13 protein-coding genes are annotated in these 13720 nt (G+C 59.8%); 8 read left to right on the top strand and 5 right to left on the bottom strand.

Annotated features, from left to right (window positions below):
- Positions 1-88 precede the first annotated feature (88 nt).
- From CLV84_RS01005 to CLV84_RS00995, 3 genes are all read right to left on the bottom strand, one after another.
- Entirely contained in the window at positions 89-1495 is a 1407-nt protein-coding gene (locus CLV84_RS01005; protein ID WP_104417879.1) for a tail fiber domain-containing protein, read from the bottom strand.
- 42 nt (positions 1496-1537) lie between these two features.
- Positions 1538-2026: a T9SS type A sorting domain-containing protein gene (locus CLV84_RS01000; protein ID WP_104417878.1), complete on the bottom strand. Its 489-nt coding sequence runs from the start codon at positions 2024-2026 to the stop codon at positions 1538-1540.
- 93 nt (positions 2027-2119) lie between these two features.
- Positions 2120-2986 carry a DUF58 domain-containing protein gene (locus CLV84_RS00995; RefSeq protein ID WP_104417877.1) on the bottom strand — a complete coding sequence of 289 codons (867 nt, stop codon included), beginning with the start codon at positions 2984-2986 and terminating at the stop codon, positions 2120-2122.
- Between the two features lie 347 nt (positions 2987-3333).
- Between CLV84_RS00995 and CLV84_RS00990 the strand changes: the two genes are divergently transcribed.
- Together CLV84_RS00990 and CLV84_RS00985 are read left to right on the top strand one after the other, a co-directional pair.
- A complete protein-coding gene (locus CLV84_RS00990; RefSeq protein ID WP_104417876.1) occupies positions 3334-4104 on the top strand; it encodes a carboxypeptidase-like regulatory domain-containing protein in 771 nt (256 codons plus the stop codon).
- Positions 4105-4405: 301 nt separating this feature from the next.
- Entirely contained in the window at positions 4406-4603 is a 198-nt protein-coding gene (locus CLV84_RS00985) for a cold-shock protein (RefSeq protein WP_104417875.1), read from the top strand.
- 76 nt (positions 4604-4679) lie between these two features.
- Here the strand turns inward: CLV84_RS00985 and CLV84_RS00980 are convergent, their stop codons facing one another.
- Positions 4680-5114, bottom strand: a complete 435-nt coding sequence (locus CLV84_RS00980; protein WP_104417874.1) for a cold-shock protein — start codon at positions 5112-5114, stop codon at positions 4680-4682.
- Between the two features lie 181 nt (positions 5115-5295).
- Here CLV84_RS00980 and CLV84_RS00975 point away from each other — a divergent pair, with 181 nt between their 5' ends.
- Positions 5296-5934, top strand: coding sequence for a hypothetical protein (locus CLV84_RS00975; protein WP_146088665.1), 639 nt, complete (start codon positions 5296-5298; stop codon positions 5932-5934).
- A 183-nt stretch (positions 5935-6117) separates the two neighbouring features.
- The gene (locus CLV84_RS00970) at positions 6118-6621 is read left to right on the top strand and encodes a TlpA family protein disulfide reductase (protein WP_104417872.1); all 504 of its coding nucleotides are present in this window, start codon (positions 6118-6120) and stop codon (positions 6619-6621) included.
- A gap of 42 nt (positions 6622-6663) precedes the next feature.
- On the opposite strand, the gene CLV84_RS00965 is transcribed toward CLV84_RS00970, so the two are convergent.
- On the bottom strand, positions 6664-7203 hold the full coding sequence (locus tag CLV84_RS00965; RefSeq protein ID WP_104417871.1) for a hypothetical protein: 540 nt from the start codon (positions 7201-7203) through the stop codon (positions 6664-6666).
- A 468-nt stretch (positions 7204-7671) separates the two neighbouring features.
- Between CLV84_RS00965 and nhaD the strand changes: the two genes are divergently transcribed.
- The 4 genes from nhaD to CLV84_RS00945 all read left to right on the top strand — a co-directional run bounded on the left by nhaD (position 7672) and on the right by CLV84_RS00945 (position 13602).
- Positions 7672-8973, top strand: coding sequence for a sodium:proton antiporter NhaD (nhaD, locus tag CLV84_RS00960; RefSeq protein ID WP_104417870.1), 1302 nt, complete (start codon positions 7672-7674; stop codon positions 8971-8973).
- A 60-nt stretch (positions 8974-9033) separates the two neighbouring features.
- Entirely contained in the window at positions 9034-9615 is a 582-nt protein-coding gene (locus CLV84_RS00955; RefSeq protein WP_104417869.1) for a class I SAM-dependent methyltransferase, read from the top strand.
- A gap of 323 nt (positions 9616-9938) precedes the next feature.
- Positions 9939-12269: a TonB-dependent receptor gene (locus CLV84_RS00950; protein ID WP_104417868.1), complete on the top strand. Its 2331-nt coding sequence runs from the start codon at positions 9939-9941 to the stop codon at positions 12267-12269.
- 103 nt (positions 12270-12372) lie between these two features.
- On the top strand, positions 12373-13602 hold the full coding sequence (locus tag CLV84_RS00945) for a PepSY-associated TM helix domain-containing protein (protein WP_104417867.1): 1230 nt from the start codon (positions 12373-12375) through the stop codon (positions 13600-13602).
- The last annotated feature ends 118 nt before the right edge of the window (positions 13603-13720 follow it).

Genomic DNA, 13720 nt, shown 5'->3' with positions numbered 1-13720 from the left:
GTTACGGCGACTCGGCAGACGAACCCCACACGCTGCGCGCTTTGGGCATTCGGCTGACGAGGCACAGCAGGGTTCATGGTGAACCCATCTACTTACCGAGCATCGCTTCCAGCCGCGCCAGCCGCGCCTCCAGGTCTTCGATCTGCTTCGTCTGGGCGTCGATCGTTTCCTGTTGCTCCTGAATGGCCTTAACCGCGATGACGCCGAAGCCGGCGTAGTTCAGTCCGTAGGTGTCGTCCGCCTCCATGTAGTGAACGAGTTCCGGGAATACCGGCTGCACTTCCTGGGCAACGAATCCGATGGTCGACGTCGCGTTCTCCACGTTTTTGTAGAGGTAGGTGGTGGGGCGCAGTCGCATCAGCCGGTCGGTAACCGCTCCGAGGTCGGCAATGTCGCGCTTCAGCTTGCGGTCCGAGCCCTGAATGTAGGCACCGTTGTTGGCGCTGATCGTAGCCCGCAGGCTGTTGCCGTAGTGAAAGCGCAGCCCGAAGCCGTGGGTGACGTGCCATACCTCGTTGGCCGTACCGTCATCGAATACCAGGCCCGTACCCAGTGATTGCCCCTCCTGAAAGATGGTTAGCCGCCCGGTCGCGGAGGTGCCGTTTACGACCAACTTTCCGTCCTGGGTGAAATTGAAGCGGCTGTTGTAGCTGTTTTGCCCTTCGGGCTTGCTGCGGAATAATAAATCCTCGCCCGACTTCTGCGTCGCCAGCCGCCAGCGGTTGCCATTGTCGGGGTAGCCTATGATGAAGGCACCAAGGTTGGATTGAAGAAAGACATCGTCCCCCAGGTGCAGTCCCATACCATCTTCCGGATCGGAGACGCGAATCCCTACCCCACCCCCGGCGTAGGAGATCTCGTTGTTGCTGCCTTCAGTCCACAACGCGGTGTTCAGGTAGGGAGAAAGATCAACGTCCCCGCCGTCGGTCAGGCTGAGGGTGTTGCCGTTCAGGGATAGCTGCTGGATTTCGTTGGTGGGATCCGCGTCCGCGTCGTCGACCCCGTCCTGCAGGGTACTGAGGTCCACGCTGTTGCCATCCTCGATGCTCAGGTCGGTGCCGGACAGGGTCAGCTGCTGGTCGTCGCTGCCGCCCTCCGCATTGGCGGCGTAGAGCGCGTAGGGCACCGAGAGGAGCTGGGTGGCTCCCATATTGACGTAGTTCGTTCCTCCACCCGGATCGATATCCACTTTGAGGTAGTAGCTGTCGCCGCCCCAGTCGATACCGGACATATCGCCGCTCAGCACGTCCCCGCCCCCGACCTGAAGATCGAATACCCCCAGAGCGGTCGTCACCAGCTCGTGGCGTTCGCTGTATTCCAGGGACCCGGAGTCGCTGCCGCGGAGCAGGCTGACGCGAACCCCTATGTTCTGGCTGACCAGGGGATTATTGCCGTCGTCGCGGGCAACGGCCTGAAACTTAAAGGCCGCCGGCGCCTGGGCGAAGAGTCCCGCGCTAAAGACGACCGTCAGGAGTAGCGTATAAAGGAATTGCATAGCGGTAGTGATTTGATGGTGGTGATGGACAATCGATTCCGGTTACCGGCGGACCACCCGCGCACCGGCGACGGGCAGACCGCTCCGGGTTAGCGTGAGGAAGTAGGTTCCCGAGGGATAGGACGAAAGAGCCACCGTCGCGCGGCCCGGGGATAGTTCCTGTCGCCCGAGCAAGCGCCCGAAGACGTCCCGGATCTCTACCAGGTCGTCTCGCTGCCAATCGCCGGTCAGGTTAACCACATCGGCGGTTGGATTGGGAAAGGCGGAAAGGGTAATCGCGAGCCGGGGAGCCGACCAGGTGGAGGTCGTCCGCTCATTCGTGAGGATCCGATGAAAACCTTGCTCGAGAATGGCCCCGTTCTCCGTGCGGGAAACGGCGATTTCTCCCAGTGTAAAGTGGAGATTACCGGCGTGGGCCACCGAGAAATAATCTCCGGCGGAGGACACTACGCTGTGCCCCATGTCCTGGGCTCCAACGGGTATCCAGAGCGACAGCAATAAAGGAAGTAGGTAGCAACGCAGCGGAGCCATGGGGCACGGTTTGATGACGCCCCTTTATGTGCCTACCGCCAATCCCGTTACGCTTTTTCGAAATTTTCAGGTCGGGCACCGCTACCGAAAGCCCTACCCCCGCCCCTTGAAGAACCGCAGTAAGCCCTTGACGTAATCCTCCGTCGTCTCCACGCTCAGCGTATCCGCCCCGCTTTTCCGGAAGGAGTCGTTGAAGTAGTCCATATTTTCGTTGTACCAGTGGGCGTAGCGGTCGCGGACACGCTTGCTGTCGGTATCGATCCAGTGCACTTCGCCGCTTTCGGCGTCGCGGGCGCGCAACAGGCCCACCTGCGGCAGTTCCCGTTCGCGGGGGTCGTAGAGGTGGAGGCCCACGAGGTCGTGGCGGCGGGCGGCTAGGCGCAGGGAGCGCTCGTAGCCGGTGGCCAGGTAGTCGGAAACGAGAAAGCAGATGCTCCGCTTCTTGACCATGTTCGTGAAGTAGTCGAGCGCCATGCCGATGTCGGTGCCACTGCCCTGCGGGCGGGTATCCAATAGCTCACGGATGATGCGCAGGATGTGTCCCCTGCCCTTCTTCGGCGGTAGAAACTTCTCGACGCGGTCGCTGAAAAGCAGCAGCCCCACCTTGTCGTTGTTCTGGGCGGCACTGAAGGCCAGTACGGCGCAGATCTCGGTGATCAGCTCGTTTTTTGGTTGCTTGACCGTGCCGAAGAAGCTAGACTTGGAGATATCCACCAGTAGCATCACGGTCATTTCCCGCTCCTCCTCGAAGACTTTCACGTAGGGTTCGCCGGAGCGGGCGGTCACGTTCCAGTCGATGTTGCGCACGTCGTCACCGTACTGGTAGTTGCGTACCTCCGAAAAAGACATCCCCCGCCCCTTAAACGCTGTCTGGTACTCCCCGGAGAAGAGCTGTTTGCTCAGGCCTTTCGTCTTGATCTCGATGCGGCGGACCCGCTTCAGCAGTTCGGTGGTTTCCATGGGAAGGCAGTGAATGGGTGAAGGAATGAATGAGTGCATTCGCGGTCGGGAAAGGTAAGCGTTTGCCGGCGCCCCGGCCTTGCTTCCGAAGTTTCCGGACAAAGAAACGGGTTTATGGCCGGCCCGTGGTTTGGGCGCCGGGGCGCGGGTGCAATGCCCGTGCAAGCGGCTGTCTTGGTAGCCCCTAAATATCCTCCCTGCACCACGGTAACCTCCCCGAAGAATTCGGATGAATGACAAACGGTGAATACCCTGGGTAATCGCCGCCCGCCTGCTTCGGTTTGCCCGTCCTTTTGGCAGCCCGCTCTCCTCATCATACCAGCCTGCTGGCAACATCTTTTCTTCCCTTGCGCTACCTACCATTTTTCCCCGCCCTAACCATCTTCCTGCTGGCTTCCGGCTGTACGAAGCCGGAACCCGACGAGCTTATCGAGCCCGGTCCTACCCAGGTCATGTTTTCCGATCGCGTAACCGATCTCGGTGGACAGCCGGTGGAAGGCGTGGTCCTTTCACTCTGGACGTCCAATAGTAATTACCAGACCGAAACGGATGGCAATGGCAAGTACCACCTGATCCTGGAAGAAGACCTCTTTCCCCGGAGCGGAGAAATTGCCATGACGCTTTACAAGTCCGGGTACGAAGTCCAACCCCTGATTTATGCCACCCCGCTGACGACCGGTACTACTTACCGTTCCGGTGGCCCCGCCCTGGCGAGTTGCCAATCCTGTTTGGAGGTTACTACCCCCTGGGGAGATGCCTACGAATTGTTCCACCTTGGCGACGGCTCCTACCAAGGATCCGCAAACAGTCAGTTTCAAAAGGGAACGGACTCGGAATGGGGCATTGAATTTGCCTTTTTCACTGCTTCCGCCCAGCCCCTCGAAATCGCTTTCATGGCTAAGGGTATTCAATTTTCCTGCAACGCGAACACCATCAACTTAAATGGCGCTACCGGTTCGATTGACCCCTCGCCGGAAGACGGTAGCTATCAGCAATACCGATTTACGGGTCATTCCCAGGCGGGTGAAAACTCGGTTACCCTGATTACCTCTACAACCTGCAACGGAACCGATCGGGATGACTGGGAATTCGTCGGCTTCACCGTGAAAGGACTGTAGCCCGGTCCATGGCCCGCCGCCCCAAGCGGTAGGAGCACCCCAGCGGAAGGCAGGAAAACGCAGTTAGGCGACTATTTGCTACTCGGAGCGTCACCGGCTAGCGTCCGGCGACGCTCCGGGGTCCGATAGGTACCGGGGAAACCCCGAAGCGTACTGACACCTGCGAGGATGCGCCTCGAATCTCTATTTCCTCCGGCGAATAAAAATAAAAACCCATCCCAGTAAAATACATCGTACCTTGCGGCTTGGTAGAGTTAGTAAGCTATTATCTCGCCGCTAAACGACAGATACAAACTCTACAATGAGCAACGGAACAGTCAAATTTTTCAACCAAACCAAAGGATTTGGATTCATCGCCCCCGACGACGGCGGCAAGGACGTATTCGTCCACGCCAACGATCTGAACGGCGCCACCCTCAACGAAGGCGACAAAGTCACCTACGAAGTCGAGGAAGGTAAAAAGGGCCTGAACGCGGTCAACGTCTCCCACGCGGAGTAGCGATCCTACCATCCCAAAAGAAACGGCCCGTCAACTATACGTTGACGGGCCGTTTCTTTTGGTGGGTTCCGCTAAGCTATGATTGCAGTTTGACGCCGACCGCGATCGGGCCTTTGGGGCCACGCCCGGCCTCGAAAACGACCTTGTCGCCGTCCCGGATGGGGCCTTCCAGGCTATCGACGTGCACGAAGTAGCTCTCGTTGCTCTCGTCGTCGATGATGAAGCCGTAGCCCTTCTCGAGGTTAAGGAACTTGACGAAACCCGTCTTTACGAACTTGGATTCGCCCGACTTCTCGGACTTCGGCGTGCTGACGTCGATGTCCTCGATGCTGATCTTCTTCTTCAGGCTGGGGTCAGGGGCCTGGGTGGTAAGGTTGCCGTCCTCTCCGACGTACATGAATTCGGGGGGCTTGGTCGAACTGAGTTTCTTTTGTTCCCGCTTATATTGCTTGTCCCGCTTCTTCTTCTGCCGCTTCTTGTTTCTTTCTTTTTTATTAAAGGTGTCTGCCATAAAGGAATGGTTGAGAGATGGTGTGCAATTCAGTAGTACTAGTGTTGGAGTAATAATAAACTGCACATATTACTAACCCAGTCCAAAAACAGAAAGCTGACCGTATAGCTGGCACTCCGGGAGGATTGCAGATCGGTTTCCCATATCCGAGAGGATATAACCAATTGGATGCTCGGAAGTTGTGAAATTTTTTCTTGATACCGGTATATTAGGGGAAACACCGTCCTTCGTGCCCTTCCGCCACTCCCTGTTGTTCCTTTTACCGCTCTGCTACGGCGCCTGGTGTTTCGGCCAGTCCGCCCCGCACGGTGACCGCCCCTTTACCGTAGCATTCACCGACGGTTACGAACTGCCCGAGGGCGCTCGACAGCATGGCTTTTCTTTCCTGGTGCCGGTCCGACTGAAGGATGGCAAATTCTACTTTAGGGATACCTCGTATACCTTGACCCTGCCGCCCCGTATGGATCCCGATAGCGCGGCCATAGCCGACGTTTATTTTACGGGTAGGCCGACGAGCCGGCACACCTCCGTGGCCTGGTACTTGCTTTACCCGTATCAGTTGCCCCGGCCTACCCTCTACATAGACACAACCGATGCTTTCGACTTTACCGCCGCTCCCGCCTTCGATTACCTGCCGAACGATAGCGCCTGGATCACGCAAGTTGCACGACAGGGCGATCCGGATTGTACGTTCAGGAGCCAGTTCGAGCCGCCGGCTTACAACGACGAGCTGAAGAAAGCGGACGTAGAAAAATACTCCGGAACCGGATCGCTGACCGCGAAAAATGAACGGGTAGATGCCGATTTTTGGCTGCGGTAAAAGCGTAGAACTTTCCGCTACGCCAGCTTTACGCACGGAAACAACGACTTTCGAATCGGCCTGTTTGACGGCGACAACAGCGGTAAATTTACCGATCCGAATGAACGGATCCTGTTCGGCGTCGCTGGTGGCCCACTTAGCCAGGAGCTATCCGAAGATGGCTTCAATTACGCACCGGGCAGGATGATCGGGGCCGCCGGACAGGCCTTTCGGGTCACCGCCCTCGACGACTGCGGGGGCAGCATCACGCTGCTGCCGGTCGACACCACCTATGGCCAGGACGGCCTCCGGACGGGCGGCTTGCTTTCGGAACTCGACCAGCCGATGCTGCTGAGTGACAGTGCGGATTTTCGCCAGTTCGTGCCGAATAAAGCATTCCTTCTCCTTGACTTCTGGGGCAGCTGGTGCCGACCGTGCGTGGAGGCTATTCCCGAGTTGCGAGAGTTTTATGCCCGCAACGCCGACCGCGTTCAGCTAATCGGTATGAACCGGGGTGATACGCAGAGCAAGATCGCCGAATTGCGCGCGGCCCACGGCATGTCGTGGCCCTCCTACCGCGTGACGGAGGCACAAGCTCAGTACCTTGGTGTAAGTGGCTATCCTACCCTGATGCTGTTTTCCCGGCAGGGGGAACTGCTGCTAAGCACCAGCCGACTGGATGAGGTGATCCAGCGCATCGCGAAATGACAAGCCGGGCGTTACCGCACCGGTAACCTGACATTACGGTCTTTACTCGTCCACCAGTTTCTCCGCCACCCATGCCGGCGCCACCCCTTCCGGGCACAGGGTCAGGTGCACCGTCTCGTCGGCTTCCGTCAGTATGAAGGAACTGGGTTCCAGTATTTCGATGGTAATCTCCACGGGGGAAGGGTTTCCGTCGGAGGTGTTGGCACAAGACTGGCGCCCGGTGTAGGTTTCGCCGTCCACGGAAACAACCTCGAAGGTGCAGTCGTCCGTCGCGGAACCTTCCAGCCCCCGCCCCGTCCACACGCGATAGCCGGCGTTGGCGGGGTTGCGACAATCGCTTCCTTCTGCGACGTAGAGACCCGGCTCCAGCGCCAGGGCGTTTTCCGCGGTGCTATCTGCGGGAGTCCGCTCGGCAAAGCCCGTTTTGTCCGGGTCGACCGAAACGGTTTCGGGGCCGTCGATGGGTGTAGCCGAGCCGGTCTCTTCGCTGGCGCAGGCGACGGCGAAAAAGGCAATGAATAAGGTCACCAATCTGGCGTAATTTCCCATGTGCTTCGCTTCGGTTGCATTCACAACCGGCATTAGGGGGCGGGGTTTGAAAATTGACGACTTACTTCGACCGCGGCAGGCAGGTCATCTCCGTGCATCCGCACCCTGCCGGAGCGCGGGTTGATGCCCCGGAAACAGTTAGGACGGGATATCTTCTCTCCCCCCGGACCGACTAAATGGGAGCGATGGACCGGTGCCGAATCACCCATACTGACTGCTACTCGTAGCGGTAGGCCCGGGATGGCTGGTGAATGCACTAGGAATTGAGGCTTGCCACCGTTCCCGCCCCTGGTGCGTCGGCTTCCCTCCCGCGCCCCGGCGCAAAAGTGAACGCAGTCGTAGTCGCATGCCATTTGCCGGTCGGTCCGGGAGGTGGGAATGGCCGAACAAATTTTTTTTGCGGGTAAAAAGGAAACTGCTCCCCGGACGGGTTATTGTCAGATCGAAGCTGCTACCGCCACCCTACGGGCCGTTCGGAGTGGGCTTAACCTAAAGCGATCGATGTATACCCTACTCTTACTCGCCTTCGTCCTTGGCTATGCGTGCATCGCTCTGGAGCACACCATCAAAATCGATAAGGCGGCCACGGCGATCCTGACGGGGGTCGTATGCTGGACGGTCCTCGTAATCGGGCAGCAAACGTTCTTTCCCGGTGGGCCGGAAGAGGGCTTCATTGAGGAAAGCATCCTCGAGCACGTTGGCGAGATCGCCGAAATTCTCTTTTTCCTGCTGGCCGCCATGACGATCGTGGAGCTGATCGATACCCACGGCGGCTTCGAGATCATTACCTCCCGCATCCGGACGAACAACCGCGTCAAGCTGCTCTGGATCCTCGGCTTCGTCACCTTTTTCCTCTCTTCCGTACTGGACAACCTGACCACCACGATCGTCATGGCCACCCTGCTGCGCAAGCTCATCGGCGACCGGGAGGATCTGTGGTTCTTCGGCGGCATCGTGGTCGTGGCGGCAAATGCCGGCGGGGCCTGGTCGCCCATCGGGGACGTGACCACCATTATGCTCTGGATCGGCGGACAGGTCACGGCGGTCAACATCGTGCTGTCGCTGCTGCTGCCCAGCCTGGTTTGTCTGCTGGTGCCCTTGGCGATCGTTTCCTTCACGAAGCGGGGTACGATCGAGGCACCCTCCGATACGGCCGACCACGGCCACGGCGTGGAGGTGCCTCGCCGGGAGTCATCGCTCATACTCTGGCTTGGCATCGCGGCGCTCCTCTTCGTGCCCGTGTTCAAGAACCTCACCCACCTCCCTCCCTTCATGGGCATGCTCCTCAGCCTCGGGACGCTCTGGGTAGTAACGGAAATTTTGCACCGCCATAAGCCCGATGACGAGCGGCATTCGCTCTCGGTAGCCCACGTAATCCGACGGATCGATACGCCGAGTATCCTTTTTTTCCTGGGCATCCTGCTGGCCGTGGCCAGTTTGCAGACGACCGGGCTGCTGAGCCGTTTCGCCACCGTGCTGGACGAAAGCTTCGGTAGCGTTTACCTCATCAACATCGTCATCGGCCTAGTTTCCGCCATCGTTGACAACGTCCCGCTGGTTGCCGGCGCGATGGGTATGTATACGCTGGACACCTTCCCTCCCGACAGCGATTTCTGGGAGCTGCTGGCCTACTGCGCCGGCACCGGCGGCAGTGCCCTCATCATCGGATCGGCCGCCGGGGTGGCGATGATGGGCATTCTGCGCATCGACTTCCTTTGGTACCTGAAGCGGATCACGGGACTGGCCTTGGCCGGCTACTTCTCGGGGGTGGCCGTCTACTACCTGCTGAACGGACTCGTCTAGGCAGAGGGGGCGCCGGGGCGCGGGAAACGGGGGGCCGGGGTGGCGATCGTAGCTTGCACCATGGACAAGTCAAACGGGTACGAGCGCATTGCAAGCGACTTTATCGCCTACCGCGCCACGGGAGCCAACGCTACCGGTTCTTCGGCCGTATATAGCTGGGCTCGCGGCTTGCCGCCGGGGGGATCCGTGCTGGACCTGGGCTGCGGCCCGGGAATCCCCATCACCGGCGTGCTCATACATACCGGCCTGGAGGTATTCGGCATTGACGCCTCGCCTTCCCTGGTAGCGGAGTTCCGGGCGAACTTTCCAGCGGTCCCGGTCGCCTGTGAGGCGGTGGAGGATTCCCCCTTCTTCGATCGCTCGTTCGACGCCGTGCTCGCCTGGGGGCTGCTGTTCTTACTACCGAAGCGGGCGCAAACCATCGTCATTCGCCGGGTCGGGGAAGCCTTGCGGCCCGGGGGACGGTTCCTCTTTACGGCTCCGTACCAGGAAGTACAGTGGGAAGACGCCATGACCGGCCGGCTATCCCTGTCTTTGGGCGCGGAAACCTACCGATCCTTGCTAGCGGACGCCGGACTGACCCTGACCGGGGAATTCGAGGACGAAGGGGAGAACCACTACTACAGCTGCACCAAAGATTAGCGTACCATCCGCTGCGGACGGGGGGCACGGAAACCCCGAATCAGAGGGCGCGGCCGCCACGGCTTTTTTCAACGCCCTCAACGCTTCGTACTGCGCAGGATCAGGCTAGCGAAGACGAACACAACCCCCAGGAAGCGTAGCCAGGTGATCGCTCGGCTTTTTGCTAACCGGGAAAGATGGGCGAAGCTGAGGAGGACGACAAGTCGCTTCCAGCATTACCAATGATCCCCTGCAACAAAATTTACCGGAGTAGTATTTGTCGTTTCCAAGCTGATCAATACCTTTGCTTGTAATTAGACTTAGTCTAGATAAAGCAAAAGACCATGAAAACAATTCTACCCCTGTTGCTGGTGCTATTGGCTGGCGCGGGACTTACCGCACAGGTTGGCACCATTACGGGATCCGTGGAAAACCGGAAAGGGGAGCCGCTACAATTTGTAAACGTGAGCCTGGAGGGAACCACCCGCGGAGTGGAAACGGATGTGGCGGGAGTGTACCGCCTGGAGCGGGTGCCCGCCGGTGACTATGTTTTGCTCTTCTCCGGTATCGGCCTGTCGAACGACCGTCGGGAAGTCACGGTGGTTGCCGACCGGACGCTGGAGATCGCCCCGGTACGGCTTCGTTTCCAGGAGGCGCAGCTATCGGAGATCGTAGTACGTGGCGGCCGGGACAATTACGCACAATCCAACATCTCGCCCTCCCTGCGGCTGCAGACCCCCATCGCCGAGCTGCCGCAGAACATCCAGGTCATCAGCCAGGAGCTGGTACGCGACCAGCAGATCACCAACATCATGCAGGGGCTATCGCGCAACGTAAGCGGCGTCACCATGCTCGAGCACTGGGGCAACTTCGCCCGGCTCAACATGCGCGGCTTCCGGATCCCGGCCTTCCGCAACGGCTTTAACGTCAGCGACAGCTGGGGGCCGTTATCCGAAGACATGAGCCTGGTGGACCGCATCGAGTTCGTAAAGGGGCCGGCCGGTTTTATGCTCTCGGCCGGGGAGCCGGGGGGACTCTACAACGTCGTGACAAAAAAACCGACCGAGCAATCCATCGGCGAGGTAACGGTCATGGCCGGTAGCTTCGACTTCTACCGGGGCGCCCTCGATCTCGGCGGCAAGGTGACCGAAAACGGCAAATTGCGCTACCGCCTCAACGGCATGTACCAGACCTCCGACAGCCACCGTGGCAACGAGGATGCCCAGCGCTGGGCCATTGCGCCGGCCCTCGCCTATCGCTTTTCCGACCGGACCACCCTCACCGCCGAACTGACCCACCAGCAGGCCGAGAGTTTCCTCGGTTCGGCCTACATCTTCGCCCCCGTCTCGGCGGGCTACGGCAGCCTTGATCGTGACTTCAACTTCGTCGACCCCGATTACCCGGCCACCGACATCGTGGAAACCATGGGGCTGCTCAACCTAAACCACCGCTTCTCCACCAAGTGGCAGGGCACCGTACAGATCGCCCGGCTCAACTACGAGCAGGAAGGCTATTCCGCCTGGATCTCCACCCTGGAAGACGACGGTGACGCTTACCGCTCGGTCAGCATGTGGGACGCGCTCTCTCTGGGCACCTACGGACAGGCCTTCGTGAACGGCGAGGCACGCACCGGGAAGGTGAGCCACACCATTCTCGCCGGTATCGACTATACGGACAAGGAATACTACGCCGACTTCTACAGCTCTCAGGCGGAAACCACTCCCTTCAATATCTACAACCCGGAGTACGGCAACTTCGGCGAGCTCACCTTCGACCGCTCCCAGGAGCTTCGCGACCGCTATCCGGATCCCTACAACGGATTCCGCTCCACGGCTTTTTACCTTCAGGACGAGCTCGGCTTCTTCGAAGATCGGCTGCGCGTCACCCTGGCGGGTCGGTATACGAATCTGGAAACCGTCGGCAAGGATGAGCCGGACAACACCTTTACCCCCCGGGTGGGCATCAGCTTCGACGTGCTGCCCGACCTGGCCGTGTACGCCCTTTACGACGAATCCTTCCTGCCGAACAACGGCGTCAGCGCCGACGCGGAACCCTTCGACCCGGTCCGGGCGCGGGACGTGGAAGGCGGCATCAAGAAATCCTTCTTCGACGACCGGGTGCGCGCCACCCTGGGGGCGTACCGCATTACGAAAAACAACGTGCTGGTCACCGACCCCGAGAATACCATGTTCTCCATCCAGCTCGGCGAAATTCGGTCGCAGGGATTTGAATTCGACCTCCAGGGCGAGCTCTACCCCGGTCTGAACCTGATTCTCAACTACGCCAACACCGACGTAACGGTTACTGAAGACACCGACCCCGCCCGCGTGGGCAGCCGCGTAGCCGGCCACGCCCGCCACGTGAACAACGGCTGGCTTACCTACGGCTTTCCGGCCACCTCGGCGCTGAGCGGCTTCGGCGCCTCCCTGGGATATCAGTACCAGATCGACCGCTCCACCTGGACGTGGGGAGCCGACAACGAGACCGATCTCCCCGACTACTTCCGCGTCGACGGTGGCCTGTTCTGGAAAAACGACCGCTTCCGTGTCCAACTCAACGTTAACAACCTCCTCGACGAGTACCTCTACTCCGGTGCCAACTACGGCAGCTACCTTTACTGGCAGTCTGAGCCCGGCATCAACGGCCGCCTGGCGGTCACCTACCGCTTCCGCTAACCGACACCCGACACCCCGACAACCGACAACCCGACAACCCGACAACCCGACAACCGACAACCCGACAACCCGACAACCCGACACCCGACAACCGCCCCCCCCCATGAAACGCACCAGCAAACGCTTCCGCCTCCTTCTCGCCGTCCACAAGTACCTCGGACTGGCCACCGGAATCATCGTGCTGCTGGTCAGTCTGACGGGTGCCGCCTGGGTGTTTAAGGAAGAGATCGAGCCGCTGTACGAGCCGGAGTTCGTCTTCGAGCCGGCGGCGGAAGCCGAGTTGCTGTCCGCTTCCCGCGCCCGCGAATTGGGACAGGCCGTTTTTCCGGAGCACGCCATCCACGGCACCCTCTTCGAAGGCACCACGGCGCCGGTGGAGGTGATCTTCTACCAGGTAGAGCCGCGATTTTACCAGAGCGTGTTCCTCCATCCGACCACTGGCGAGATCCTACATACCAAGGACCACCTTTCCGGCTTTTTCGCCTGGGCGCTGCTGGGGCATATGTACCTGTGGCTACCGATGGACGTGGGCAGCATGATCGTGAAGTACGGCATCCTCGTCTTCCTGTTCATTATCGTGTCGGGCCTCCTCATCTGGCTGCCGGGGCGGGTGAAGCGACTCCGTAAGAACCTGTCTTTCCGCTGGAAGCCCACCACCGGCTGGCGGCGCAAAAACTTCGATCTCCACAGCATCGTCGGCGTCTACATTTACGTCTTCGCCTTTCTCTTCGCCTTCACCGGCTCGGTGATCGGGCTGCCGTGGTTCTATTACGCGACGTATAAGGTACTGGGCGGCAGCGGCGACCCCAGCTTCGTGATTCCCGAGAACGTAAGTGCCGGCCGCACCGCCGCGGCGGATGATGCGGCCATTCCGTACGATCGGCTCGTTCCCCGGCTGATGCGGGAAGAACCCGACGCCCGGAGTTTCGAGCTTCACTACCCCTACTCGGAAACCTCCAGCGTCTACGTGGAGATCGAGCGGGGGGAAGGCACCTTCTACCGCAACGATTACCGCTACTTCGACCAGTACACCCTGGAGGAGATTCCCTCTCCGGGGGTTTACGCGAAGTACGCCGATGCCGACTTCGCCAAGTTCGTCATGCGGCTGAACTACGACGTCCACATCGGGGCCATCGGCGGTATCCCGGGGAAGGTGATCGCCTTCCTGGCCAGCCTGGTGATCGCCTCCCTGCCAGTCACTGGCTTCGTGATGTGGTACGGGCGCAGGAAAAAGGGGAAGAAGCGCCCGCCGGCAGCGGTACGCCCTACGACGTACGCTGAGGAAGAACCGATCAAGAGGGATAAGCTGGCGAAGGAAGAGTACAGGGTCTGAGGTAGGATCAGGGAGTGGTAAGTGCCCGCCCGACGTAGGCGCGATGCCGTACCCGCCGGAAACCGGTTTCGCGGCGGAGCGCAGCTGAGGTCAAGGGAACCACCATGTTAGGTCACCC

It is taken from the genome of Neolewinella xylanilytica (genome assembly GCF_002934605.1).
GTDB lineage: Bacteria > Bacteroidota > Bacteroidia > Chitinophagales > Saprospiraceae > Neolewinella > Neolewinella xylanilytica.
This window is presented reverse-complemented; position numbering and strand designations above follow the sequence as displayed.

Coding starts and splice junctions, on each gene's coding strand:
- CLV84_RS01005 (WP_104417879.1), bottom strand. CDS start 1,495: ATGCAATTCCTTTATACGCTACTCCTGACGGTCGTCTTTAGCGCGGGA.
- CLV84_RS01000 (WP_104417878.1), bottom strand. CDS start 2,026: ATGGCTCCGCTGCGTTGCTACCTACTTCCTTTATTGCTGTCGCTCTGG.
- CLV84_RS00995 (WP_104417877.1), bottom strand. CDS start 2,986: ATGGAAACCACCGAACTGCTGAAGCGGGTCCGCCGCATCGAGATCAAG.
- CLV84_RS00985 (WP_104417875.1), top strand. CDS start 4,406: ATGAGCAACGGAACAGTCAAATTTTTCAACCAAACCAAAGGATTTGGA.
- CLV84_RS00980 (WP_104417874.1), bottom strand. CDS start 5,114: ATGGCAGACACCTTTAATAAAAAAGAAAGAAACAAGAAGCGGCAGAAG.
- CLV84_RS00970 (WP_104417872.1), top strand. CDS start 6,118: ATGATCGGGGCCGCCGGACAGGCCTTTCGGGTCACCGCCCTCGACGAC.
- CLV84_RS00965 (WP_104417871.1), bottom strand. CDS start 7,203: ATGCCGGTTGTGAATGCAACCGAAGCGAAGCACATGGGAAATTACGCC.
- nhaD (WP_104417870.1), top strand. CDS start 7,672: ATGTATACCCTACTCTTACTCGCCTTCGTCCTTGGCTATGCGTGCATC.
- CLV84_RS00955 (WP_104417869.1), top strand. CDS start 9,034: ATGGACAAGTCAAACGGGTACGAGCGCATTGCAAGCGACTTTATCGCC.
- CLV84_RS00950 (WP_104417868.1), top strand. CDS start 9,939: ATGAAAACAATTCTACCCCTGTTGCTGGTGCTATTGGCTGGCGCGGGA.
- CLV84_RS00945 (WP_104417867.1), top strand. CDS start 12,373: ATGAAACGCACCAGCAAACGCTTCCGCCTCCTTCTCGCCGTCCACAAG.